Here is a 23208-nt window from a genome sequence, read left to right as displayed (position 1 = left end):
GTTATGTCACCCGCAGCTCCCAGGGAGTCGACGCTCGGCATCTCGAATATGCCATCGTGGATGCAGAGACCACTGGGTTCGACCCGGCTGCGGATCGTGTGGTGGAGGTTGCCGTCGTTCGGGTGACCGGTGACGGCAGAGTTCTGGGAGAGGCCAGCACGCTGGTCGACCCAGGGGTGGGTATCCCGGCCGATGCCAGTGGCGTGCACGGCATCGTGGATGAGGACGTACGTGATGCTCCCGCATTCAGTGATCTGGCCCCTGAGTTGGTCCAACTACTGGACGGGGCAGTTGTCGTCACGCACAATCTGTGGTTCGACGGTGCGTTTCTGGCGGCCGAATTTGCCCGGGCCGGTGTCCGAGTTCCGGTCCTCCCGGCGCTCTGTACCCAGATCACCGCGTACGGGCAGTTGATGGACACCCGGCGCAAGCTTGGTTCCCTGCACTTGCTGATGTTCCGCAAGCGGGTAAGGCACGCACACACGGCCCTCGGCGATGCCCGCGCCACCGCCGCCGTGCTCGAGCAGCTGGTGCGTCATGCTCCTTGCGACCTCCGGTACGTCGGTGACATTCCGGTCGGGAAGCTGCTCGTTCAGGCACCGGAGACGTTCAGGGCTCGCATCGGCATCGGCGCACCGCTGGGGGTTACAGCAGCGCCGGGTAGCGACGGGGATCCTCGCTGGCACCAGCACTGGCAGCCTCAGGAGACACCCGCCGAGCTCTGCCCGGAGTGGCTGGAGGTGCAGGACATCGTGGGCATAGAGACTGTCACACCGCCGGCCTTGGACAGGGCGGCCCGGGAAGAGGTGTTGTCGCAGCGCGCTCGCAGGACCACCGGGTTCGGCCTTCTCTCTGACCACGCACCCGAGCGCCACGACAGCATCATCGATCGCGTGGTGTCCAAATACCGCGGCTTCACTGGCCTGGCACCCGAGCGGAAATCCGAGCTGCGTGCCCTCTTCGTCGCCCGCCTGGCCGACAATGGTGCGGATCTGACTGAGGCGTACGAGCACGTGCTACCAGAGGCATCTCGACGTTGGGCGTGCCCGCGCGATGTGAAGATGCACCGGGTGGGGATGGAGTGCGACACCTTGGAGTGGCCCGACAAGGATCTCAAGGGCTATTTGCAAGACCGTCTTCGAGGGCGAGACTTTGAGGCTGATGACCCTCTTCCTATTGCACTGAAGGCCGCCCTCACTGCCCTTGCCGAACGGCAGAGCGGGAAGAGAGGGGCGAAGGGAAAGGACGCAGGTAGGGGCCACTGAAGCGCATCCGGGTAACTGGGCTCGCCAGTCTGCTTGTTGTCGAGGGAACCGCCGCGTGCACAGGGAACCTTCTCTGTCTGCTCCTTCAGGTGACCACACATGGTCAATAGTCGGACGGGCTCGGCGTCACATGCCCGGAACCGCGTGCGGCCGACCGGGTGGTTCTGTCCGGCGGAGCGAAATCGGTCGCGCATCGCCCTTGCTGTGCACACTGTGCGGTACCCAAGGCCCCGGATGGCTTGCCTACCCACTGTGCGGTACGTCCATCCTGCCCGAGCCTGGCGCCACCTCGGCAGGCGGCGACGCTGGTGTGGTGGAGTACCTGTCGGCTCTTGCGGCGCCGGGCGCAGGGCGGATCCGGTCAGCTGCTCCAAAGGCTCCCCGCGGTGTGGTAATCGCCCTGACAATCGCCGGATTTCTGCTCGCCCCGGCTGGCCGTTCCCTCTTTAAGGAGAGCCGGGACAAGTAGGGCAAGGCGTCGAGGTCAGCCCGGCTAAGGCGACCGCGATTGGCGAGGGTGCCCAACACCCCACATCTCGGGTCGCGGTCGGAGTGTCCAGCAGCTACCGGCTCCCAGGCTCGGGGAAGCGGGCTCGTTCACTTTCGGAGTTCCGGGCCGCCGTCGTGGAGGGTTGGGGGGGCCAGGCGGTCGTTCGTCGCGGAGAGGCAGCCCGCAGCGCCGCTTGGCCCGCCCTTCTGCGTAGCAGGGTCATCAACATCTGGGGGCTCCACACTGCGCACTACGTACCGTCACCATCGTCGAATACCGTTGAGGCGCGTTCCATCACTCCTACGGCGCGTGCCGACTGCGGGCTGAGACCCCGTGCTGGTTTGGTGCTGACTTTGGGCCCCAAAATGAGGAAAACCGCAGGTCCTAGCCCTGTCCGGATGAGTTGTCGTACCACTCGATAGTGGTCCCGATGAGGCTTGCCGCGACGATTCTGGGGAGCGAGTTGGGAGTTGGGGGGTGTGGGGAGGGGCTGGCCATGGTCATCACTTCCGGGTGGGGGAGGGGCGCGTCATTGCGTCGCCACACCGTAGGAAGGTGCAGGTCAGGGGCCTATGTGGTGAGGGACCACACTTCGGGGGCGGGGTGTGAGGACAGCACCCATGAGAGCCCTGCGGCCCCGGCGTATCACTCAACTCGATTTAGGAATTCGGCGCGGAGTAATGTCGTTATTGGGGTGATCTGGCATCGGGTGCTCACTCCCGTGCTGACTTGGTGCTGACTACGGAGCATTGAACTCCGGCATTCGGGCATGGATCGGACCCTGCGTTGGGCCGGCGGACTCCTCGGCCCGATGGGTTGGGAGACCGTCGCACCACCTGGGTCCGCTTCAGCTGGGACCCCGGATCGAGAGCCTCGAGTGCGGGATCGCCCTGGTCGTCGACCCCGCACTCGATGGTCACTGAGGCCCCCTGCCGAGCAGGTGCTGGCAGGATGCCTCAGTGTTCCTCGGCGACGAGGCCCCGCCCCTCGATCCTGTTGTGGTGTCGTCGAGCGTCTCGAGTGCCCGCAGCGGGCGGCGCCGCCGCTGGGCCACCCAGGACTACTATGAGCGTCGGATCTTGAAGGTAAGACCTGCCATGAAATGGTCAGTATGCGGCCCGAGGGGGCACCCGCTCGGTCGGACAGCTACGGTCAGGACCCCGTTCATAGGGACTGCGTGTGACGCGACGAGCCCCCGCCGGAATGCTTCGGCGGGGGCTCGTCGCGCGGTGGACTGCAGTGTCAGAGGATGAAGCCGCAGTCTCGAGCATGGCTCGCCCGCGTCCTTACTTCTCTTCGGTGACGCAAGTGGTGTGGTTGAGGATTCCGACGGTGTCCGTCCCACAGTTGTTGCTGGACCCGGAGGCGTTGCGGGAGTCGATGTTGGCGAGCAGGCCGCCGCTCGGGCCCGTCACCTGACGGTCCTTGCCGTGGTGGTGGGTGTCGCGCCGGGTTACGCACGTCTGGTCGTTGAGCAGGCCGACCCTGCTGGAGCCGCACTGGTTGGAGTGCGTGGCGGCGTTCCTGCTTCCGAAGTTGGACAGCAGGCCGCCGGCCCGGCTTCCGTGGCCAATGGTTCACTTCAAACCGGGATGAAATACTCAGTCAGAGCTGGACCGGATAGAGAGAAACGCCGGCCGCTGCGACGCGGATCTCCACCCATGGGGCGGCGATGCCTTCCGGAAGCGGTGCGGCGAGGCCGAACATGATCAGCGAGCCCTCTACCTCAAGGACTGCGATGTCAGCCTCGGAGACATTGATCCGGCCCCGCAGGATGACGTGGTTGCCGTCCTGCCCGAGCCACGGTTCGGCAAGGGCAGAGAGCCGAATGTTCTCTCCCCAGTGGAGATCTTCGTCCACGGTCCACTCGACATGGTGTTGGCCGTCCGTCTCGTCCGGGTCACCGTGCCAGCTCACCACCGCGGTCCCGATCGCCGAGTGAACCCGTACTGCCGTCTGCGGCAGTGAGACCGCCTGCGTTTTTTCCGCACGCTCCACACGAACCAACATCGCTCGATCATCCATGATCTCGCTCAGGCAGCTCGACACACTAGGGCCGGAGAGCGGGTGTGGCTCGTCAGTCAGGAAGAGCTACACCCTCCTCCGTTTGTACAGGGCCCAGGAGTCGGGGTCGCCGATGTGCGGGTAGGGGGTGGTCCGCTCCTGGGTGAGATCAGGCCGCCGTGGCGAGAGCCCGGGCGGGCTGTGTCTGCTCGTAGGCGTGGCCGACCCGTAGGAGTGTGGGCTCACCGAGGGGGCGGCCCAGCAGTTGCATGCCGATGGGCATGCCCGCCGCGTCGTGGCCGACCGGAACGGTCAGGGCGGGGACTCCGGTGATGTTGGCGGGGGAGCTCAGGCGTACGTAGGCGTCGGAGACGCTCTCGACCGTGCCGTCGGGCCAGGTCACCGTCTCCTGGCCGGCCCCGACTGCCGGCATCGGGACGCTCGGGGCGACGATCACGTCGACGTCCTCCAGCATCCGTGCCCACTCCGCGCGCATGAGCGTGCGGGAGCGCTGAGCGCGCACGTAGTCGCCGGCGCTCATCAACTCGCTTGCCTCCAGGAGGATGCGGACGTCCTCCTCGTACAGGCCGGGGACGGTGCGCAGGCTGCCTTCGTGGTAGGCGCCGGCCTCCGGCACCATCAGGCCCCACTGGGTGGCCTGGATGTAGCGGGTCATCGGGATGTCGACCTCGACGAGCTGGGCGCCCAGGGCTTCCAGCTGCCCGATGGCGTGCCGGACGGCGGTTTCCACCTGCGGGTGGACGTGGTCGAAGTAGTAGGTGCGCGGCAGACCGATGCGCAGCCCTGTCAGGTCGGTGCCGGCACCGGGCCGGTAGTCCACGGTGGGCACAGCGAGCGAGGCGGGGTCGCGCGGGTCGTGTCCGGCCAGCGCGGTCAGGACCAGGGCCGCGTCCTCGACGGTGCGGGTGATCGGGCCGACGTGGTCCAGTGACCAGGACAGGGAGGTGACGCCGTGGCGGGGGACGAGACCGTAGGTCGGCTTGAGGCCGACGACGCCGTTGAGCGCGGCGGGCACCCGGATCGACCCGCCGGTGTCGGTGCCCAGGGCGAAGGTCGCGGTGCCCGACGCCACGGCGACCGCGGAGCCGCCGCTGGAGCCGCCGGCGACCCGGCCGGTGTCCCAGGCGTTGCGGGTCTGAGGGGTGGTCAGGCCGAACGCGAATTCGTGGGTGTGGGTCTTGCCGAGCAGAATCGCGCCGGCTGTGCTCAGTCGTGCGGCGACGGTGCTGTCCGCTGCGGCGCGGTGGCCGGCACGGACCCGGGAGCTGGCCGTGGTGGCCATCCCGTCGACATCGATGAGGTCCTTGAGTCCCATCGGGATGCCGTGCAGCGGTCCCCGGTAGCGGCCGTGCACCGCTTCGTGTTCGGCTTCGCGTGCGGTCCGGCGCGCCTGCTCCGCGGCGACCGTGACGTAGGCGCCGAGGTGCGGCTCCGCCTTCTCGATCCGGTCGAGGACCGAGTCGACCAGTTCGACGGGGGACAGTCGCCGGTCCCGTATCGCGTCCGCGGCAGCGGCGAGGGACAGCTCATACGGCTGCATCGTGCTTCTCCTGTACGGGGTGGTAGGCGGCGGCGGGCGGGACGTCCGCGAAGTCCAGCTCACGCAGGACCGAGACGACGCTGTGGATGTGGTTGGCGACCGCGGCGACCGCGGCGTGGCGCTCGGCGGGCAGGTCGAGTCCGGCGCGGGCGGCCCAGCGGGCGGCCTCGGGCGGTGTGAGTTCGGCGGCGGACATGGATGTTCTTCCTGTCGGTGGGGGGTTGGGGCGGTGGTGTGGTCGGCACTCTGAAGGCGGAGGTTTCGGGTGGGCAGCTGAGGACGCCGCGGCGGCCTGTGCGGGTGCGGCCGGTTGCGCGGTCAGGCCGCGGTGGCCGGGATCTCGGCGGCGTGCTCGGCGAGCAGCCGGTAACGGCCGTTCTCCCGGCGGACGGTGCCGGCCGTGGGCTGCGGGAAGTGGGTGCCCAGGAGCAGCGCGTCGGTGTCCGCCAGGGTGTCGAGCAGCCGGGCGCGGGTGCGGATGGCCTGGGCGGGGTCGATGTCGACACAGCTGTGCACGTGGGGGTGGGAGAGCTGCACGGGGTGATGGATGCTGTCGCCGGTGATGAGCGCGTGGCGGTCGCTGCCGCGCAGTTCGACGGCGACCTGTCCCGGGGTGTGGCCCGGGGCAGGGATGAGCAGGACGCCCGGCGCGACCTCGTGCCCCTGCTCGGGCACGTCCACGAGGTCGTACTGTCCGGCGTCGCGTACGGGGGTGACGGAGTCGCGGAACATCTGGCGTCGGGCCTCGTCCAGGTCTGTGGTGGCCCAGTGGTCCCATTCGGTGCGGCTGGTGAGGTAGCGGGCGTTGGGGAAGGTGGGAACCCAGTCGTCACCGGAGAGGCGGGTGTTCCAGCCGACGTGGTCGGTGTGCAGGTGCGTGGTGATCACGAGGTCCACGGACTCGGGCGGGAAGCCGGCCGCCGCCAGGCGCTGCAGGAAGTCGGTGTCGAGTCCGTTCCAGGCCGGGTTGGCGCGCGGCTTGGCGTTGCCGATGCCGGTGTCCACGACGATCCGCAGCCCGCCCGCCTCCACCGCGAAGCTGTGGCTCGCCAGACGGGGGACGTCGGCGTCGGCGAAGTCCGGGCGCAGCCACGACGCCTCGTCCAGCACCTCTTTGGTGGCGTCCGGCAGCAGCCAGGGTCCGGTCTGGCGCGGCAGTTCGATCTCGTCGACACGGCGTACGGCGATGTCGCCGAGGCCCCATCCCATGCGTGCGTGTGAAGTGGCCTGACGGGGCGTGGTGGTGCTCACCGGTGGTCCTTTCGGATGGGGCGGTTCGGATGGGGCGGTTCGGATGGTGCGGTTCGGATGGTGCGGTGCGGTGTGGGACGGCAGGATCCGGTCAGCCGGTGGTCGGCTGCCGCACGGAGCGGACGAGGCCGGTCAGGGTCAGCAGGATGACCGTCGCGGCGTAGAGGAAGACGGCGGTTTGCAGGCCGTAGAGGTTGGTCAGGAGGCCGGCGAGGACGGCGGGGATGATCATGGCCAGATAGCTGAGGACGTAGTAGGCGGCGAGGGTGCCGGCGCGTTCGTCCGGGGCGGCCGGGGCCAGCAGCAGGCGCAGGGCGCCCTGGGTGACGGCGCCGAAGCCGGTGCCCGCGAGGACGGTGCCGGCGAACAGGGTGGGCAGGCTGTGCAGGTGGGGCGCGCTCAGGGTCAGCAGGGCCCCTGGGATCAGGACCGCAGCGCCGACGGAGCTCGCCGTGCGGGCGGACAGGGACCGCGCGGCCAGGACGGCGAGGCCGGCTGCGGCCGTCAGGGTGAAGAAGACCAGGCCGCCGGTGGCGCGGGACGTGTGCGGGGCGATGAGCCGGGCGAGCGAGGGACCGAGGGAGGAGTAGAAGCCGCCCAGCGCCCAGGCGGCGACGACGCCGGGGGCGAGCAGTCTCATGGACGGGCGGGAGGCAGGGGCGACGGCGATGCCGGGACGCAGGGAGCGCCACGCGCCGGAATGGGGGTGTGCGGTCTCGGTGGTGAGCAGCACCGCGGCCGCCTGCGCGGTGAACAGCGGGAGCAGCAGGAGGTAGACGGTGCGGGTGGGAGTGGGGGCGTACTGCACGAGGGCGGTGGAGGCCAGGACGCCGGCCGCCATGCCGGCCACGGGGGTGATGCCGTTGGCGAGCGTCGCCCGTCCTGGGCGGCCGGGGTCCTCGAAGTCGAGCAGGGCGGCTCCGGCGGCGCTGGTGGCGACGCCGGTGGCCAGGCCTTGCAGGATCCGGGCGGCGATCAGCGCCGCAACGCCCTGGGCGGTGGCGAAGACGGCCATCGCGGCGGCCTCCGCGAGCAGCGCACCGATCAGGACGGGGCGCCGGCCGAGGTGGTCCGAGAGAGTGCCCGCCGTCAGCAGGGCGCCGAGCAGGGTGAGTGCGTAGGCGCTGAACACGACGGTGACGGTCAGTGCCGATAAGTGTCATTCGGCCTGGTAGAGGGCGTAGAGGGGGGTCGGCGCGCTGGAGGCGGCCAGCAGGGCGACCAGGATGGAGGCGTGGAGGGGGAAGGCGCTGCGGCGGCCCAGAACGGGCAGGCGGCGGGACGGGGACGGCGGGGCCAGGACGCTGAGCACGGGGAACCTCTCATGCCTAAAGGCAAACGCTTTGCGTTAGAGATATTAGGCCCCGCGCGCCCCAAAACGCAAACTTTTAGCTTTTAGCTGCCGGAGGGGGTGGCGCCCCGGCCGAGCGCCGACGCCACAAGCCCGTCGGTGTAGGCCTCCGACAGATCCGAGGGGCGGAACAGAATGCGGTACATGAGGGGGGCGACGAGGACGTCCAGCAGGGTCTCCACATCGGGCACGCCCTCCCCACGCCCGGCCGCGCGCACCCCGATGGCCTTCAACTGCTCGGCGGCGTAATCGGAGCAGCGAAGCGCATTGCCCTGCTCCGGGTCGCCCAGCAGGGCGTCGCGGATGTACGTGCGCCCCGCCGTCGAGGCCATCTCCTCCGCGAACTGCACCGCCCACGCCTCCAGGTCCGCCCGCAGGCTGCCATGGTCGGCCGGCGGACCGTCGGGACGCAGCCGCTCGACGGCGACATCGGACAGCAGCTCCCGCAGGTCCCCCCAGCGCCGGTAGATGGTGGACGGCGTCACCCCCGCGCGGGCGGCGATCAGTGGCACGGTCAGCGCGTCCCGCCCCACCTCCGCCTCCAGATCACGGACGGCCTGATGCACGGACTGCTGGACGCGGGCGCTGCGCCCGCCGGGGCGTGTGGTCGCTCGGGCACTCATACGTCCAGCTTAATGCGAAAAAGTTGCGTCCGGCCGATTGAGCCTCCGAAACCCTGCCCGTGCAGAACGCGGCAGAGCCGGAGTCACTCTGCCGGCACACCACCGGGCCGGGCCGGGCGCCGGGTACGGCGCCGAACGCCCACCCCGTTCCCGCTGCACTGGGACCGTTGGAGGACTACGCGGCCTGGTTCGATCACCTTTGCCGGACACGCCCTGGCTGCGAGGACGGTCGGGCCCGGCTCAGACCCTGCCCGTCGCCATCTGCACGCTCTTGGCCTCGGCCTCGCGCTGGTCGTACTCGGCGCGCGCGGCGGCGACCTCGTCCTGGTGGTCCTCGGTCCAGGTGACGAGTGTCTGGATGGTGTCGTGCAGCGTCGCGCCCATCGGGGTGAGCTGGTAGTCCACGCGCGGTGGGACGACGGGGTGCACCGTGCGGCGCACCAGCCCGTCCCGCTCGAGCTGGCGCAGTGTCACCGTCAGCATGCGCTGGCTGATCCCGTCGATCTCGCGCCGCAGTTCGGTGAAGCGCAGGGTGCGGCGGTCGAGCAGGGCGATGACGAGCAGCGACCACTTGTCGGCCACGCGGTCGAGGATCTGACGGACCTCGCAGCCCTCTCGGGTGTCCCACTGGCGGGCCTGGTCGTCATCGGTTCCCGTGCAGTGACTCGGTGACTTCAAAGTGCCTTCTTCCATGGGCATCCAGGGTGCAACAGGATCGTGGCGGTAACAAGGGGGAACTGACAGGCGGTTCGGTAACCGCATGCGAGGCCTTCGTTCCCTCTTCTCTCCCCTTCCCCTTCATTCCCGTCCCCTCTCTTCTCTTCCCTTCCCTTCGTTTCGAGGAGCCGTCCTGTGTCCACGCTGTCCATGTCACCACCGCCGGAGCCCGGCGCCGCCCGTCTGAGCAGGCGCGCCTGGGGAGTGCTCTTCGTGCTGTGCGGAGCGATCTTCCTGGAGGGCATCGATGTGGCCATGCTCAATGTGACCCTGCCGTCGATCCGTGCTGACCTGGGGTTGTCCACTGGTGAGCTGCAGTGGGTGATGAGCGCGTACGTCGTGGGTTACGGCGGGTTCATGCTGCTGGGCGGACGAGCGGCGGACCTCTTCGGCCGCCGGCAGATGTTTCTGTTCTGGCTCACCGTGTTCCTGCTCTTCTCCGGTCTGGGCGGCTTCGCCGACGATGGACCGACGCTCATCGTCGCCCGCCTCGTCACGGGGGTCGCCGCCGCGTTCATGACTCCGGCCGGGCTGTCCGTCATCACGACCGGCTTCGCGGAGGGGCCGCAGCGCGACAAGGCCCTCCTGGTCTACTCCGGCATCGCGGCCGGAGGGTTCTCCATCGGCCTGGTCGTCGGGGGACTGCTGGCCTCGGGCGACTGGCGCTGGGTGTTCTTCGCCCCCGTAGCCCTGTCGTTCCTCATTCTGGTCGCCGGCTTCGCCCTCATCCCCAAGTCCGAGCGGCCCGTCCGCGTCGGCCGGCGTGTCGATCTGCTCGGGGCACTCACCGTGACCGGTGCGATCGTGCTCTTCGTCCTCGCCGTCGAACGCGCCGCCCACACCGGTATGGGGCAGACGCTTGGCACCCTCGCCGCAGGCTTCGCGCTCCTCACCGTCTTCGTACTGACCGAACGCCGGGCGGCCGCCCCGCTCGTACGGCTGGGGATCTTCCGCAGCGGCTCCCTGGTGCGCGCCAACCTCGCCGCGCTGCTCTTCTCCGGCGGCTTCTTCGGCTTCCAGTTCATCGCCGTGCTGTACCTGCGGGAGCTGCGTGGCTGGTCCACGGTCCAGACCAGCCTCGCGCTCCTGGTGATCGGCATCGACGCCGCGCTCTCACCCACCCTCACCCCGAAACTCGTCAACCGCTTCGGCAACGCCCGGGTCATCTTCGGCGGCCTGGTGCTGGCCGTGCTGTCGTACGCCCTGTTCCTGCCGGTCGGCGCCGATTGGACGTATGCGGCGATGTTCCCCAGCTTCATCACCCTCGGCTTGGCGTTCTCCCTGGCTTACGGCCCGCTCACCATCGTCGCCACCGAGGACATCGACGAGGAGGAGCAGGGCCTCGCCGGAGGTCTCCTCTACACGTCCTTCCAGTTCGGCGCCGCCCTCGGCCTGTCCACCGTCAGTGCCGTCAACGTCGCGGCCACCGCTGACGGCGGATCCCCCAAGGCCCTGCTCGACGGCTACCACGCCGCTCTGCTCGTCCCGCTCGTCGCGGCCGCCCTCGCCGCGCTCATCAGCGCGTTCGGCCTCCGTGGTCGCCCCCGTGGGACGGATGGCGAAGCCCCGCGAGCCGCGCGGGCAGCCGCCGAAAGCGCCGAGACGGCAGGGGCGGCGCGATGAGCTCCGCAGGGACGGGAGTGGCGTCATGGCACTGAAAGTGCGTTCCTTCTCCGACGTGGAGAGCGAGTTCTTCCAGTACATCGGCGACATCGCATACGCGACCATGATCACCGTAGACAAGAAGGGACGTCCCCGGGCACGCATGCTCCTGCCCGTCTGGGAGGTCGTCGACGGCCGGCCCGTCGGCTGGCTCGCCGCCTACAAGACGCCGGTGAAGTCGGCGCACCTGGCGAGCAATCCGCACACCACCTGCTCCTACTGGAGTCCACGGCAGAACGCCGTGTTCATCGACAGCGTCTCCGGGTGGGTCGAGGACGAGCCCACCAAACGCCGCGCGTGGGAGCTCTACCGCAAGGGCAGCCCTCCCGGGGTCGGCTACGAACCCCGCCGCTACTGGTCCGGCGGACCGACGGACCCGGAGTACCACGTGTTGCGCATCGAGCCCTGGCGGGTGCAGGTGCTGCGCGGAAGGGATTTGCGCAGCCGGATCTGGACCACGGAAGGCGGGGCATAGGGCACCTCCGCGCGCCCCGGCCACGGCCGGGGCCGCACCTCCGCGCGTTTCGACACGGTCCGGAGGAGCCCGGTGAATCGCCTCCGCAACGGACAGGTCCCTTGTCATTCACCAGCGAGGCGACCTCCTGGTGAATCCGCCCAATGGGCGAAGCCGGGTTCCGTCGTGGCGAAGTGGTCTGCGGACATCCGCAGGTCTATCTCTTGACGGAGACAACCGACTCATCGGGAGTAAGTCATGGGCCTCATCCACATCGAGCTGTTCGCGACTCTCGACCTCGTCGGGCAGGCTCCCGGCGGTCCTGACGAGGACCCGGTGGGGTTCCCGTTCGGCGGCTGGCAGGCGCCCCTGCTGGACGAGGTCGCCGGGGCGCAGGTCGCTGCCGCGTACGAAGGCACGGACGCCCTCCTGCTCGGCCGGCGGACGTACGACATCTTCGCCGCCTACTGGCCTCACCAGGAGGGCGGCGAGGACAACGAGATCGCCGCACTCTTCAACAGCGTCCCGAAGTACGTGGCCTCTCGTGGCAGGCCCGACCTCTCGTGGGCCGGGTCCACGCAGCTCGGCCCGGACCTCGCCGGCGCGGTGCGCGAAATCCGTGACCGGCACGAGCACGTGAAGGTCGTCGGGAGCCTGAACTTCGTGCAGACCCTCCTGCGCGAGAAGCTCTTCGACCGTCTCGACCTCTGGCTGCACCCCATCGTGCTCGGCGTCGGGAAGAAGGTGTTCGACAACGGCGCAGTGCCCACCAACGCCACGCTCCTCGCACCCCCGGCAGCCGGCCCGAAGGGCACCGTGTACCTGCGCTACGGGCTCGCCGACGGCACGCCCGCGACGGGGGACATGAGCGCCATCCGGTAGGAGGCCGGCGTGACACCGTAGGTGCGGGTGAACCAGCGGGTGAGGTGGGCCTGGTCTGCGAAGCCGGCTTCGGCGGCCGCTGTCGAAGGCGCTGTGCCCTCGGCGAGGAGCGCGCGGGCGCGGCGCAGTCGCAGGTCGCCTTGGTATTCGCTGGAGGCGAAGCCGTACGCCGCGCGGAAGCCCCTTTCAGCGCGAAGCGGCTGCACCCGGCGATCCGGGCAAGATCGTCGGCGGCGATGTTCTCAGCGAATCGCTGCCGCAGCAGACTGTGAGCCCGTGCCCTGGCGCCAGGTCTGTACGGCCCGGCGGCTCCGGGAGAGGTACCGACCGCGTCGCCGCACGGTCGACGTCAAGTACGGCACCTCTGTCTCACCTGATGTTGTCGCTCAGGCGCGTTTCCAAGGCTGACCGCCGCCGGACGGCAGTCCTTCGAGCTGGGCTGTCCCAAAGCGACCTTGTCCCTCACGGGCGGATCGGACAGCGTCCGGGGAGACGGAGAGAAGATCTCGTGAGACGGGACATCAAGAGCCGTTAGGCCGAAAGGGGAACTTTGTTCAAGCGTTCGGGGAACGGTCACCGCGACCGTTCCCCGAACGGGAACCGCTGCGGCTGGTATGGCCCAGGTGAAAGAAGCGGCTACAGTACTCTGCCCGTGTGGACGGTACGGATGAGGTGAGGGGTCTTCCCGACTGGCGGGTGCTCGTCGTCGGGGGCGCGTCGGGGATGGGGAAGACCGGTGTCGGGCGGGCATTGGCACGACGGTACGACGTGCCCGTCGTGGAGGTCGACGACATCGTGGAGGCGCTCCTTGCGGTGACACTGCCCGAGCACCTGCCGGAGGTCCACTTCTGGCGCACGCACCCGGAGGCCGCCCGCCGGACGCCCGAGTCGGTGGTCGAGCGGCAGATCGCGATCGCCGAGGCGCTGGCGCCGGCGATCGAGGCGGTGGTGGCCAACCATGTGGGCACCGACACCCCGGTGATCCTGGAAGGGGACTATGTCCTGCCCGGACCGGCGACGCCCAAAGGTCCGGTCCGTGCCGTCTTCCTCCACGAGGACGATGAGGGGCAGGTGACGGCCAACTACCTGCGCCGGGAGCCGGAGGCCGGACCACAGCGCCATCGCGCACGCGTCAGCGTGCTGTACGGCCGGTGGCTCGCCGCACAGGCGCGGGCGGCCGACGTGCCGGTCATTGCTCCACGTCCGTGGGAGGACCTGGCCGGCCGTGTCGCCGAGACGGTGGAGGATGCCTCTACTAAAACCGTGGCGTCAACCCGAACCACCGCTGCCTAGAGCCTTCCGAGGAGCCCGGCGGCTTGATCGATCCGAAGGTGACGGTCAGCACCTTCACCCTTGGCCCACCTGCTGTCAGGCTACCGCCCACGCTCCAGGGGGTTTAGAAACAGGCACCTACCTTGATACTTAACCTCCTGACCTGGGCGCTTGAGCAGGCCGACCTCCCGCAGGCGCTCCAGCACCAGGTTCAGCAGGCGTTCAGGATCCCCGCCTGCCACGTTCCGGTCGCGGAACTCGCTCAACAGGGAGTGGTCGAAGCCCGGATCGGTCAGCTCCAGCCCCAGGAGAAACTTCCAGTCGATGCGTCCACGGACAGCGGCCGCAGCCTGGCGGTCCGACAGCCCTTCCACGAACTGAAGTACCGACACGATCGCCAGCTGATGAGGCGGCCAGGCCGGCTGGCCGCGCTGTGGAAACAGATCGGCGAAGTTCTCGTCCGTGAACAGCGGACCGAGCACCTCCCGGATCCGCATGCACAAACAGCCCTTCGGGAACGCCAGCCGGGCCACCTCCGCTGTCCGAGCGGGGACTTCACCAGGAGCACGGGGGCGCAGCGACACATCGATCACCTCAAGGTCGCGCCCCCACACCAGTCGAACCCATCATCCCGCGACCGCGAGATCCTTTGGCAACGACCCCCGAATTCGCCAACGGTGTCCTACAGGGGACATGACCATCACCGGCTACGAAAATCTTGGAAGAGCCATCTTCCGGACACGCCCTATCGAGGGAGCCAAGCCAGCAGTCGCCACTCCGGTGTGTAGCGTTGGTAGTAGTAGTCCACTACGTTAAAGGCACGCTCGCCTTGAACCTCCCGCCTGGTCCTGGTATTGGTGAGCCAGGTGTAGACGCGGTCGTAGTAGCTGCCTCGCGGCATGTCGGCATCAGCTGAAGGAGAACCTCCCGGAGCGGAGAAAATCACGCTGTCGAAGCACCAGTCGTCCCTCCCGCCTTTCCAGAGCTGAATCCGGGTGGGTTGTCCGAAGCCCATCGGGACGGGAACGGGATAGCTGTCGCGGTCTCCGCGCTCGAAGTCGTTGTAGCCGGGTTTGTCGAGCTTGGTCCAGGACGAATGCTGCCCACGGGCGTTGGTGACACGGACCTGCGGAGTGTTGTCCGTCCCGGCATACCGGCGATCACATGTGTGGATGGTGATCGTGTAGATGTCCACCGGAGAAGGTGCCGCCTGCGCGGCGGGCGCGGCGGTGAGCGCGGCAACGGCCACGACTGCGATACCGAGGCGCTTGACCAGACGGCGGGCGCGGCAGTAACTCTCGGGAGGAGTCCAGCGCGGGCACATGGCGGACATCAGTGCTCCAGGCCGGAGGAGGACTGGTTGCTGAAGACGCTCCTGGCAACGTCTGGCGTGCACCCATGCGACCATGCGGTCTGGGCACTGTGCTGCCAAAGCCACGGCGGAGTGAGCACGTAGCTCTTTGTGGTCGATGTGGTGCTCAGTCGGTAGTCAATCCAGTGGATGCAGATTGGGCAGGGGCGCCGACCGCCAGGGCGGCGAAATCTGCGTGGGCCGCTTCGACGACCGGATCCTGGCGAGTTCGCTCTGCCCGGACTTGGCCGCAGCCGGGCCGCCCTCGACCGCCTGCACGGCCCTCTCCTGGAAGGGTGGTAGTGCTGCAGTGAGGCGTCCTTCGCCACGCTGTGCGGGGTAAACCCTGCCGAGCGCTCCTCGGGCCGCCATCGCTCGCCGCGCGCTGCCGAGGATCGGCACAGAGACGCGGGCCGTGGTAGACCGTTCCACGAGCCGTTCGTTAGTTCAGATGCGTGGGCCCCATGCCGGGGAGCTACCGGCCTGGGTCGTGAATTGGCGTTCACGGAGGAGAGATCAGCGTGCTGTGGTGGAAGCCAAGACGCGGGTCGTGCCTCCAGGAGAGGCCGTCGACATACTGCCGCAGCTGTGGCATGCGCACCCGCTGCCGGACCGTGTTGGCCGGATAGTCGTAGACGGTGATGGTGTTGAGCCCCCGGTTGGCGGTGAACAGCAGCGTCTGGTCAGCGGAGAGCTGGCAGGCGTACACCGAATCGAGCAGGGTTCCGCGCGAGACCCGCAGGGCGGCGAGGAAGTGCCTGCTGCTCGCGGTCGGTGAGCCGCGGGTGAAGGCGTCGGTCACTTGGTGCAGTGCCTGTCGGCCGGCGAGCAGTTGCTCGGGCAGGCCGGGGCGCTCGTCGATGATGCGGTGGGTGGAGAAGTCGTCCAGGTCGATCATGACGATGGTGCCGCTGCCGCCGTTGCAGTAGATCAGTTCACGGTCGGAGACGCAGACGTCCGAGTTGATGTGTGCCGGGGTCTCACGGGGAGCCGCCCAGTGGCGTAGGACCTGTCCGTGTTCGGCGTCGATCTCGAAGACGTATTCCTTGAGGTAGGCCATGGCCCATTCGTGCCAGTCGTGCCCTTCCTGGGGCAGGACGCGGAAGGAGAGGGCGTAGAACCGGTCCTCGCGAGGATGGACCGCCACATGCCAGCAGGTGGCGGGTAAGTCGACGCGCCGGGTCTTGCCGGTGCGCAGGTCGAAGATGCCGACCTCGCGGGCCTCGCCGCGGCCGGGGTGGTCCATGCCTCCGTAGACGAGGTAACGGCCGGAGGCCGTGGTCTTCATGGCGTGGGGCAGCTTCAGGCCGTGTGGGCCCAGGCGCTCGGGACGGCCGAGCTTGTCGATGTCGAACCGCCACAGGTGCTCGCCGATCGCGCCGACGATGTCCCGGTCGCCCAGCCAGGCGATGTGCGTGGTTCCTTTGATGGACGAGTCGGTGGGCTCGATCCGCAGGGTGGACAGGCGGTCGGCCTCCTCGAGCGTGGCGGTGTCGTAGAAGAGCAGGTGCTGGCCGGTGTTGCCGAGGAACCCGAGCGCGTGATCCGGGCTGACGCTGACGGCGTGGCCTCCGACGATGCCGTCGTAGTACTCGATCTTGTACGCGTACCGGCCGGTGGCGGGGTCGTAGCGGAACACGCAGACGCCCGCCCGGCCTTCGAGTCCGTTGAGCCCGTTGCCGTCGAGGGCGATGTGGAAGGCGTACGGGTACCCGTGCGGCGGAGTGGCGGGCGGCGTCAACGGGGCTGCCTCTCGGGCCTGAAGTGGCGGAACCCGGAACTGTCGGTGGACTCGGGCCGCGTCGGCCTCCACGGGGCCAACCCGGCCAGCAGGGTCAACGGCTCGGCCACGCGCGCGACGGTGTCCCGGAGCGAGGAGGCGGCACTGGCCGTCCCTGCGACCGGCACTGTGCTGCCCTGCCCGTGTGCCGCGATGGTGTTCAGGGTGGTGTGGAAGGACCTGCGGTAGGCGTCCTCCACCAGGGCGCGCCGGACTGCGGACCACAGGACGGGGGTGATCGCCTGCCACAGCGGGGGGAGGGCGAACTGCTGATAGGCACAGATGGTCACTCTGGTGCCGTCCGTGGTCCGGGCGAAGGACACCGAGCCGTCGTCCTGGAGCGCGGAGCCGTTCACGCTGTGGATCTGCCGCCAGCGCAGCAGCTGCTCGTCGGGGCCGTAGTCGATGGTTTCCAGCTTGCAGACGTCGAGTACATCGGCGCCGGACAACGCGAGATAGGCGGGCTGGGCCCGGCTGATGCTGCGTTCGACCTGCCGAATCGGCCTTCCGACCTCGTCGCGTGCCCGGACATCCGTACGGCCGCCGAGGTAGCCGCTGGTCAGACCGATCACCTGGCTGATGTCGAGGGATGTGGTGAACTCGTCGAACGGAATGGGCACTTCCTGCTCGCAGCGGAACAGGACGACTTCGTCCAGGTAGCGCCACCGCATCCCGTCGGCACATGGCGGGACGGCCGCGATCAGCTGGTCCAGCGGTTCCAGATGGCGGGCTACAGCCTCGAACTCCGCAGGCGCGAACGCCGATGCATCGACGCCGAGCGGCGTTGGCGCGGTGCGCATCGCGGCGGCGTCATCCGGGCGGATCCGAAGGGCGGTCGCCCACTCTGTCGCCGCCTCCGCCGTCTGGTCGACGACCGCCAGCACCCTTCGCAGCGCCACTCCGGCCAGGGGGATGTTGGGCATGATTCCGCCCTACCCGGCGCCACCACCTCCCATACCAGCCGCGCTCGCCGAGTCCGGCCCCTGGGCTGATCGGCGAACTGCCGAGGCGGACGGTGTACCCGCCGGCTCTCCGGCCTGGCGGCAGCGGCGCATGGACCGCGGCAACGCCGTCGAGAAGAACTCGCCGCAGTCGCCTGCCCGGTCCGGCGCTGCACCTGCCCCGCCCCCGATACCCCCAACTCGTCCCCGGCCGAGGGGGATCCCCGTACGGCGCGACGATCGGCTGCTTCGGACGGCTGCGACCCTACAAGCGGACCGCTGCCTGCGCGCAGGCGTTCGTCCGGCACGCCAGAGGGGAGCAGCGGCTGCTGATCGCCTGATTCCCGGACGATCCGGCCACGCACCACACCCTGACCGAGATCGCGGCCGCCCACGACCGTGTCCGCTACCTTCCGGGTTTCCACCCCGGTTCCGAGTTCGTGCGGCTGCTGGAGCAGGTGGACTGGGTTGCGCTGCCCTACCGGCGGGTGTGGTCCAGCGGCGTGCTGGTGGCCGCGGCGCAGCAAGGCCGCCGGATCTTGTCACCACCGCCGGTGGGGGCGGACGCCTACGGGCCGGCGCTCGAGGACTGGCAGATCGTGGAGCCGTGGGACGACGATGTGGCCGTGCTGCGCTGGCAGGAAGCCCTGATGGTCCCACAGGAAGGACAACGGATGGCGAGCGGGCCGGGGGCTCTGACCCTGCCGCGGTGGGACGAGGCAGCGGACGCCCTGGGCGACTTCTACCACCGAATCCTGGCGGCCTAAGTGGTCCACCGCATCGTTGTAGGAGCAGCCGGCTTCATCGGCCGCCCGCTCGCCGCATACCTCGCCGCCCAGCCGGGACGCCTTCTCCTCGTCGACTCCGAACCGGCCGGGGCCCCCGCCGGCACGGTGCGGGGATGGCACGCTGTCGACTGCCGCTCCGAGCGTTTCAAGCAGCTGGTCGACGAGTTCGTCGACGGAGCTGAACGCGTGGAGCTCTTCCACGCTGCCGGGCGGGTACCTCACCTCGCCCGGATCGCCACCAACGACGTAGACGACTTCCGTACGGCGATCGAGGACAACCTGGTGACCACTTACGCGGTCCTGCGTACGGTCGCCGAGGCCGCGGCAGCCCACCGCGTACCGGGCGCCATGCTTGTCCTCGGCTCGGTCGGCGGCACCCGGGCACACCGTTACAAGGCCGGCTACGACGCGGCCAAAGCTGCAGCCGAGAGCCTCACCCGCAGCTTCGCCCTGGAGTACGGCCCGCGCCGCATCTCGACGCGGGCCATCGCGATCGGCCCCATCTCCGGTTCCTCGACCACTTCTGGACTTGGGAGTCCGCTGAGTCACAGGAGGATGCCGGCGCCCTCACATGGTGGTCCTGTTCGCGTGGCGGCCGAAGGGTCGTTCGCCTCGGCGACACGGTGACGGTGAAGATGTTGCTGGTCAGCGGGCGAGTATGTGGCCGTCGTGGGGGCGGTGGTCGCGGGAGCGGCGCAGGTCGGTGGTGACGTACGTGCGTTGCAGCCAGCGGTCTGCTCCGTCGTATCGAGGGTGGAAGGCGGTGCGGCCGTGGACGGTGACGCGGTTGTCGATGACGACCAGGTCGCCGGGTGTCAGGCGCAGAGTGCGGGCGGTCGCCTCGCAGGCGCGGCCGAATTCGGTCAGCGCCGCCGCGGCCCGAGGGGTGAGCGGGGTGGTGACGAGTTGGGCCATGCGTATGTCGGGATCCTCGACTGCTCCCGACAGCACCGGTCGGGGCTCGACACCAGGCTCACCTGCGGCAGCGCCGGGGCCGAAGGAGGGGGGAGGTGTGGTGATGAACTCCGGTGCGAACAGGGCCTGGCGGCCGGCCGGGGTGAGGAGCGGCAGTGCTCGGCGGATGCCGGCGATGCGCATGCCGGCGATCCGGTCGTGGTCGGCGCGCAGGCACAGGAAGATCACATAGTCGGGCGGGTGGGGGTGGAAGCCGTTCTCGGTGTGGAAGGACAGTGGCACCGATCCGGCGTTGCCGTGGAAGGTCTCCTGCCCGGGGACGGGCACGACGTCCTGCACGAGGGCGCCGGATTTCTCGGCCAGGTAGGCGAGGGGCTCGCCGAGCCCGCAGGCCACCATGGTGAGCACCGCCGCCGGGATCGTGGCCTGGCGCTGGACCGAGCCGGGTACGGTCGGTGTCTCGGGCAGGGCCGCCTGATCGACGGGCAGGCCGCGGATCACCAAGGTGCCGTGAGGGCCGGAATGCCTTCGGAACCGGCGCACCTCACGGCGCAGCAGTAGCGGAAGGTCTTCCCAGGCGTCCCGGGCCCGGGCCACCCACTCGGGGTTGTCGACCTGGCCGTGCCCGCGGGTGCACAGAGTGCGGGCCAGCCGCTCGCACGTGCCGGCATCGGCCGGATCCAGTTCCCGGTCTGCGGCGAGGACGGTGCTTTGGGTGGTATCGGTCGTCGTCTCGGGCATCGGGGTCTCCTGCCGGGGGCGTGGGCGGCGGACGCGCGGACTCACGAGTGGCGCAGGCCGGCCACGGCGTCGGCGATGTAGTGGTCCCCGAATCGGATCAGCGAGGCGTACTGGGCTGCGCGACGATGGCGCATGAGCCGTAGTTCGGCGACCGCGTTGTCGGGGCCTTCGGGTTTCTGAGCGATGGAACGACGCAGATGCACCATCGAGTACGCGAGGGTGACGTGCCGTTCACCGTCCACGATGTCGGCTTCCAGGAGAGCACCCCGCGCTTCGGCCAGCTCCGGGGCGCGGGCTGCCAAGCGCTCGTAGGAGTCGGGAACCACGGCCAGCAGGTCCTTCATCGCCGCCCGGAACAGCTTGTATCCGCGATGCTGGCGCCCGCTCAACGGGATTTCCACCGACGGAGGCGCCATGGTGTGGCGTATCGCCGCCATGTAGTAGTCGGCCGGGATCGTACTGGCGTGGGCCATAGCCGCCGGGAATCCACGCACATACACCGTCGCATCGGCCAGCCGCAGCAGCGCGGCCTCGTCGTCGCCGAGCCGCAGAGAGCGGGCGGCGTCGGCCACGGCGACCGCAGCGCAAACGTTGAACAGGACATGGACCTGGTGACCGATGAGCCACCGAGCACTCCACACACTCTCCGACGACGATCCCGCACCGGCCTCGGGGACGGCCACCGGCGGGACGGAGTCATGGTCTGCGCCCGGCGCTGCGCCGGTGAGATCGAGCACCGACTGCCGCATCCCGGTCATCTCCAGCGCCATGTCGGAACCCGACAGCGGAGCATCACACAGATCTTCCAGACCGCGGTGGATGACCAGGACACCGTGCAGGGCAGCCTGCTGATCCGACAGCTCCCGCTCACGGACCCGGAAGAACGACTGACTGGTCGACTCCGCCGGCAGTTCCTCACCGACCAAGGCCGGAGCCAGATCCGACAGCGCGGCCGCCAACTCACCGGCGACCGTGGCAGCCTGCCGCAGCGCGAGGGTGCGCTCGACAGGTCCGGCATGGGTCGGCACCGCAGCCAGCACGCGCGCGGTCCGCTTCGCCTCAGCACCGACCCGTGGGCCCAACACCGGCACGGACCGCCCGCCTCGGGGCTCTCGGAAGACAGCGACAGCAGGATGACCGGCAACCGGTGATAAGCCCATGGTTGAAGTATTTCGCCACGAACACTCCACACGAAACCTGATCTGCAAGACCATTCCTGTATGGTCCACCGGAGTTGGCCGGGGAGGCAGTGGCGGCGAGTCCGGTACGCCCCGCGGACTCCGTCCGACTCAGGCCGTCAGCGCCGCCGCCACCGTGCCTCCGGCACCCGCTCCGCGGATGGGGCATCGCCCGTTCGGTGCTCCTCAACGGGACGCAGTGGAAGCCGACGCATCCGGACGACCCGCCGCCGCGACGGCCCGAACCACCCCGAGGCATGGAAACGCCGTCGGCCTTCGTGGTCCAGCGCCCCATCCGGGTCCGCCGCTCCGGCGGGCCCGGCCGGCGCTCCCACACCTCCGGAGGATGTCGCGCATCACCAGCTCGTCGACGCGATCGAGTCCGCCCTTGGCCGGCGAGGCCCCCAGGCGATGGGGACGAAGCCCGCTCGCGGACCCGCGCCCGACCGGGCCCTGCCGGCGATGACCCCAGCCCGGCCGCTCGACACGATCATGCGGCGTAGCCGCTTGCACCCCCGGCTCCGGGCCTTCCAGAACAGGCGCGAACTCCACCCGCACGACTACTTCACCGACACCGTGACCCGGCGAGGCCAGGGCATACGGCCGGCGAACATGACTCGCCTTGGGGCCCTGATGCGGGACGGCGGCTCGACGGCGTCCTCTCCGCACGGTGCCACGTCGGTCTGCTGGAGCCCGGCGAGGTGTCCGCGCTGCTCGACCGGGCGACGGCCGCGGGGACCGACCTCCACGCGGTGCGGCCCGGACTCCTCGCCCGGGCCGGGAACCATCCGTACCTGCTGGGCATCCTGTGCCGACGGGTGGTGATCGAGGAGGTCGACCTCGATTTGTCCGGCCGCGGCGCGGAACTGCTGTGCACGGTCGCCTGCAGCGGGCCGGTCTCCGGCCTGTCCGCCGAGGACGTGCAGGATCTCGTCAACAAGGGGGCGCTCACCCGCGACGGCGGCGACGGCGACGGCGGCAGCGAGTCCGGGGCCGTGTCCGGATCCGTGCCCGGGTCCGTCCGGCTGTTCTCCGAGTCAGCTGTTGACCGTCTCCCAGCCCTTCGAGTCGATCAGTTTCATCGCCAGTGTGTGCGGGGTGTCGTGCGCCCGGAAGTCCTCGGCGGTGATGACGATGTGGTAGTCGTTCTCGATCCGCTTGAGCACCCGCTCCGCACCGGCCTCGTCGCCGCCCAGAGCGAAGAACCGGTCGTTCGGATCGCACGCCTGGACGCCGATCTCCTCACGGAAGAACCGCGCCATGATGCTGGTGAAGATCTGCTGGTCGTCGGAGACCTTCGTCGCCGTGCCGCGCACGGCGATGACCAGCGCCATCCTCATCCTGTCGGTGACGTTGGCCTTGCTCCCGTGGACCGTCATGCCGTCGAAGAGCGCCGCGGAGCCGGCCGGGAAGTCCGGCTGCACCCGGTAGGGGCTCAGCCTTTCCAGCACGGACTCCTCGACCGACGGCAGGCCCGCCCCCGCCTTGGTGTACACGTGCGGTGCCAGCCCGAGGCGGTGGCTGCGACGGTAGAAGTAGAAGCCGGCGTTCTCGTCGTGCACGTCGTCGAGCGCCACCCACAGGTGCAGGTACTGCGGCGGGTCCATCGGCGTCGCGAACAGTTCCTGATGGGCGAGCAGCGGGCCGGTGTGCGGTGCCTTCGGGAAGATCTCCAGGTAGAACAGCTCCGGGTCCCAGGGGACGGCCTCCCGGAAGAAGTCCAGGAGCCGCGGATCCGTGCCGAACTCGCGGAACCAGGGGTCGTACCGGTGCATGTCCGTCATGCTGCGCAGCGCGCCGTCCGGGTGGTACTCATGATGCGCACGCGGCACCGTCGGCAGTACGTCGTCGATGTAGCGCCGGAGCTGGCGCCGTATCTCGGCGACCTTCTCCGCATCGAAGAACCGGTCGATGAAAACGACGCCCTCGCGGGCCAACATGTCGCCGATGCGCGGGTCGTCCGCCTTCACGAAATCCATGGC

Annotated in this window: 23 protein-coding genes and 1 pseudogene; 7 read left to right on the top strand and 17 right to left on the bottom strand. The window is 69.2% G+C overall.

The window, feature by feature from the left end; genetic code table 11:
- Positions 1-56 precede the first annotated feature (56 nt).
- Positions 57-1265 carry a 3'-5' exonuclease gene (locus IE241_RS10530; protein ID WP_190021413.1) on the top strand — a complete coding sequence of 403 codons (1209 nt, stop codon included), beginning with the start codon at positions 57-59 and terminating at the stop codon, positions 1263-1265.
- Positions 1266-3041: 1776 nt separating this feature from the next.
- Here the strand turns inward: IE241_RS10530 and IE241_RS34610 are convergent.
- The 9 genes from IE241_RS34610 to IE241_RS10495 form a co-directional block, all read right to left on the bottom strand.
- Positions 3042-3170, bottom strand: a complete 129-nt coding sequence (locus IE241_RS34610) for a hypothetical protein (protein ID WP_268254370.1) — start codon at positions 3168-3170, stop codon at positions 3042-3044.
- 190 nt (positions 3171-3360) lie between these two features.
- Complete coding sequence (locus IE241_RS10525; RefSeq protein WP_229899068.1) at positions 3361-3765, bottom strand: hypothetical protein; 405 nt, start codon at positions 3763-3765, stop codon at positions 3361-3363.
- Between the two features lie 163 nt (positions 3766-3928).
- Positions 3929-5320: an amidase gene (locus IE241_RS10520; RefSeq protein WP_190021411.1), complete on the bottom strand. Its 1392-nt coding sequence runs from the start codon at positions 5318-5320 to the stop codon at positions 3929-3931.
- Complete coding sequence (locus tag IE241_RS10515) at positions 5307-5516, bottom strand: hypothetical protein (RefSeq protein ID WP_190021410.1); 210 nt, start codon at positions 5514-5516, stop codon at positions 5307-5309. The genes IE241_RS10520 and IE241_RS10515 overlap by 14 nt, the downstream gene beginning before the upstream one ends.
- Before the next feature lie 122 nt (positions 5517-5638).
- Complete coding sequence (locus tag IE241_RS10510; protein WP_190021516.1) at positions 5639-6529, bottom strand: MBL fold metallo-hydrolase; 891 nt, start codon at positions 6527-6529, stop codon at positions 5639-5641.
- A gap of 133 nt (positions 6530-6662) precedes the next feature.
- Entirely contained in the window at positions 6663-7703 is a 1041-nt protein-coding gene (locus tag IE241_RS10505) for an MFS transporter (RefSeq protein WP_229899066.1), read from the bottom strand.
- Positions 7704-7730: 27 nt separating this feature from the next.
- Positions 7731-7883 (bottom strand): hypothetical protein, encoded by a 153-nt coding sequence (locus IE241_RS34135; RefSeq protein WP_229899064.1) that lies wholly within the window; start codon positions 7881-7883, stop codon positions 7731-7733.
- A gap of 83 nt (positions 7884-7966) precedes the next feature.
- Entirely contained in the window at positions 7967-8545 is a 579-nt protein-coding gene (locus tag IE241_RS10500; protein ID WP_190021409.1) for a TetR/AcrR family transcriptional regulator, read from the bottom strand.
- A 240-nt stretch (positions 8546-8785) separates the two neighbouring features.
- Positions 8786-9238 (bottom strand): winged helix-turn-helix transcriptional regulator, encoded by a 453-nt coding sequence (locus tag IE241_RS10495; protein ID WP_190021408.1) that lies wholly within the window; start codon positions 9236-9238, stop codon positions 8786-8788.
- A 174-nt stretch (positions 9239-9412) separates the two neighbouring features.
- Here IE241_RS10495 and IE241_RS10490 point away from each other — a divergent pair, with 174 nt between their 5' ends.
- The 3 genes from IE241_RS10490 to IE241_RS10480 all read left to right on the top strand — a co-directional run bounded on the left by IE241_RS10490 (position 9413) and on the right by IE241_RS10480 (position 12260).
- Positions 9413-10885, top strand: a complete 1473-nt coding sequence (locus IE241_RS10490) for an MFS transporter (protein ID WP_190021515.1) — start codon at positions 9413-9415, stop codon at positions 10883-10885.
- Positions 10886-10910: 25 nt separating this feature from the next.
- Positions 10911-11399 (top strand): pyridoxamine 5'-phosphate oxidase family protein, encoded by a 489-nt coding sequence (locus IE241_RS10485; RefSeq protein ID WP_190021407.1) that lies wholly within the window; start codon positions 10911-10913, stop codon positions 11397-11399.
- Positions 11400-11636: 237 nt separating this feature from the next.
- Positions 11637-12260: a dihydrofolate reductase family protein gene (locus IE241_RS10480; RefSeq protein WP_190021406.1), complete on the top strand. Its 624-nt coding sequence runs from the start codon at positions 11637-11639 to the stop codon at positions 12258-12260.
- On the opposite strand, the gene IE241_RS10475 is transcribed toward IE241_RS10480, so the two are convergent.
- Entirely contained in the window at positions 12206-12466 is a 261-nt protein-coding gene (locus IE241_RS10475; protein WP_229899061.1) for a helix-turn-helix domain-containing protein, read from the bottom strand. The two genes, IE241_RS10480 and IE241_RS10475, sit on opposite strands and share 55 nt — an antisense overlap.
- A 448-nt stretch (positions 12467-12914) precedes the next feature.
- On the opposite strand from IE241_RS10475, the gene IE241_RS10470 reads away from it, so the two are divergent.
- Positions 12915-13553: a hypothetical protein gene (locus IE241_RS10470; protein ID WP_229899059.1), complete on the top strand. Its 639-nt coding sequence runs from the start codon at positions 12915-12917 to the stop codon at positions 13551-13553.
- Between the two features lie 137 nt (positions 13554-13690).
- Here the strand turns inward: IE241_RS10470 and IE241_RS10465 are convergent.
- The 4 genes and pseudogenes from IE241_RS10465 to IE241_RS10450 all read right to left on the bottom strand — a co-directional run.
- Positions 13691-14116, bottom strand: a pseudogene (locus tag IE241_RS10465) (transposase); the annotation flags it as partial.
- 161 nt (positions 14117-14277) lie between these two features.
- Positions 14278-14865 carry a PLAT/LH2 domain-containing protein gene (locus tag IE241_RS10460; RefSeq protein ID WP_190021404.1) on the bottom strand — a complete coding sequence of 196 codons (588 nt, stop codon included), beginning with the start codon at positions 14863-14865 and terminating at the stop codon, positions 14278-14280.
- Between the two features lie 520 nt (positions 14866-15385).
- On the bottom strand, positions 15386-16624 hold the full coding sequence (locus IE241_RS10455; protein ID WP_190021403.1) for an NHL repeat-containing protein: 1239 nt from the start codon (positions 16622-16624) through the stop codon (positions 15386-15388).
- On the bottom strand, positions 16621-17586 hold the full coding sequence (locus tag IE241_RS10450; protein WP_190021402.1) for a hypothetical protein: 966 nt from the start codon (positions 17584-17586) through the stop codon (positions 16621-16623). The genes IE241_RS10455 and IE241_RS10450 overlap by 4 nt, the downstream gene beginning before the upstream one ends.
- A 476-nt stretch (positions 17587-18062) precedes the next feature.
- On the opposite strand from IE241_RS10450, the gene IE241_RS10445 reads away from it, so the two are divergent.
- Both IE241_RS10445 and IE241_RS10440 read left to right on the top strand, forming a co-directional pair.
- Positions 18063-18371, top strand: coding sequence for a hypothetical protein (locus tag IE241_RS10445; protein ID WP_190021401.1), 309 nt, complete (start codon positions 18063-18065; stop codon positions 18369-18371).
- A complete protein-coding gene (locus IE241_RS10440; protein ID WP_190021400.1) occupies positions 18372-19019 on the top strand; it encodes an SDR family oxidoreductase in 648 nt (215 codons plus the stop codon). It abuts the gene before it with no gap.
- Between the two features lie 18 nt (positions 19020-19037).
- Here IE241_RS10440 and IE241_RS10435 read toward each other — a convergent pair whose 3' ends face one another.
- The 3 genes from IE241_RS10435 to IE241_RS10425 all read right to left on the bottom strand — a co-directional run bounded on the left by IE241_RS10435 (position 19038) and on the right by IE241_RS10425 (position 23205).
- On the bottom strand, positions 19038-20048 hold the full coding sequence (locus tag IE241_RS10435) for a TauD/TfdA family dioxygenase (RefSeq protein ID WP_190021399.1): 1011 nt from the start codon (positions 20046-20048) through the stop codon (positions 19038-19040).
- A 41-nt stretch (positions 20049-20089) separates the two neighbouring features.
- Entirely contained in the window at positions 20090-21208 is a 1119-nt protein-coding gene (locus tag IE241_RS10430) for a 3-methyl-L-tyrosine peroxygenase-related protein (protein ID WP_190021398.1), read from the bottom strand.
- A gap of 1055 nt (positions 21209-22263) precedes the next feature.
- On the bottom strand, positions 22264-23205 hold the full coding sequence (locus IE241_RS10425; protein WP_190021397.1) for a phytanoyl-CoA dioxygenase family protein: 942 nt from the start codon (positions 23203-23205) through the stop codon (positions 22264-22266).
- Between the last annotated feature and the right edge of the window lie 3 nt (positions 23206-23208).

Origin of the sequence: Streptomyces hiroshimensis, from assembly GCF_014650335.1 — a bacterium.
Lineage (GTDB): Bacteria > Actinomycetota > Actinomycetes > Streptomycetales > Streptomycetaceae > Streptomyces > Streptomyces hiroshimensis.
This window is presented reverse-complemented; position numbering and strand designations above follow the sequence as displayed.

What these genes read in the sequence shown, in the direction of transcription:
- IE241_RS10495 (WP_190021408.1), bottom strand. Translation starts at nt 9,238, where the DNA reads ATGGAAGAAGGCACTTTGAAGTCACCGAGTCACTGCACGGGAACCGAT.
- IE241_RS10460 (WP_190021404.1), bottom strand. Translation starts at nt 14,865, where the DNA reads ATGTCCGCCATGTGCCCGCGCTGGACTCCTCCCGAGAGTTACTGCCGC.
- IE241_RS10430 (WP_190021398.1), bottom strand. Translation starts at nt 21,208, where the DNA reads ATGGGCTTATCACCGGTTGCCGGTCATCCTGCTGTCGCTGTCTTCCGA.
- IE241_RS10520 (WP_190021411.1), bottom strand. Translation starts at nt 5,320, where the DNA reads ATGCAGCCGTATGAGCTGTCCCTCGCCGCTGCCGCGGACGCGATACGG.
- IE241_RS10450 (WP_190021402.1), bottom strand. Translation starts at nt 17,586, where the DNA reads ATGCCCAACATCCCCCTGGCCGGAGTGGCGCTGCGAAGGGTGCTGGCG.
- IE241_RS10485 (WP_190021407.1), top strand. Translation starts at nt 10,911, where the DNA reads ATGGCACTGAAAGTGCGTTCCTTCTCCGACGTGGAGAGCGAGTTCTTC.
- IE241_RS10525 (WP_229899068.1), bottom strand. Translation starts at nt 3,765, where the DNA reads ATGTTGGTTCGTGTGGAGCGTGCGGAAAAAACGCAGGCGGTCTCACTG.
- IE241_RS10515 (WP_190021410.1), bottom strand. Translation starts at nt 5,516, where the DNA reads ATGTCCGCCGCCGAACTCACACCGCCCGAGGCCGCCCGCTGGGCCGCC.
- IE241_RS10510 (WP_190021516.1), bottom strand. Translation starts at nt 6,529, where the DNA reads ATGGGATGGGGCCTCGGCGACATCGCCGTACGCCGTGTCGACGAGATC.
- IE241_RS10425 (WP_190021397.1), bottom strand. Translation starts at nt 23,205, where the DNA reads ATGGATTTCGTGAAGGCGGACGACCCGCGCATCGGCGACATGTTGGCC.
- IE241_RS10500 (WP_190021409.1), bottom strand. Translation starts at nt 8,545, where the DNA reads ATGAGTGCCCGAGCGACCACACGCCCCGGCGGGCGCAGCGCCCGCGTC.
- IE241_RS10490 (WP_190021515.1), top strand. Translation starts at nt 9,413, where the DNA reads ATGTCACCACCGCCGGAGCCCGGCGCCGCCCGTCTGAGCAGGCGCGCC.
- IE241_RS10435 (WP_190021399.1), bottom strand. Translation starts at nt 20,048, where the DNA reads ATGCCCGAGACGACGACCGATACCACCCAAAGCACCGTCCTCGCCGCA.
- IE241_RS10480 (WP_190021406.1), top strand. Translation starts at nt 11,637, where the DNA reads ATGGGCCTCATCCACATCGAGCTGTTCGCGACTCTCGACCTCGTCGGG.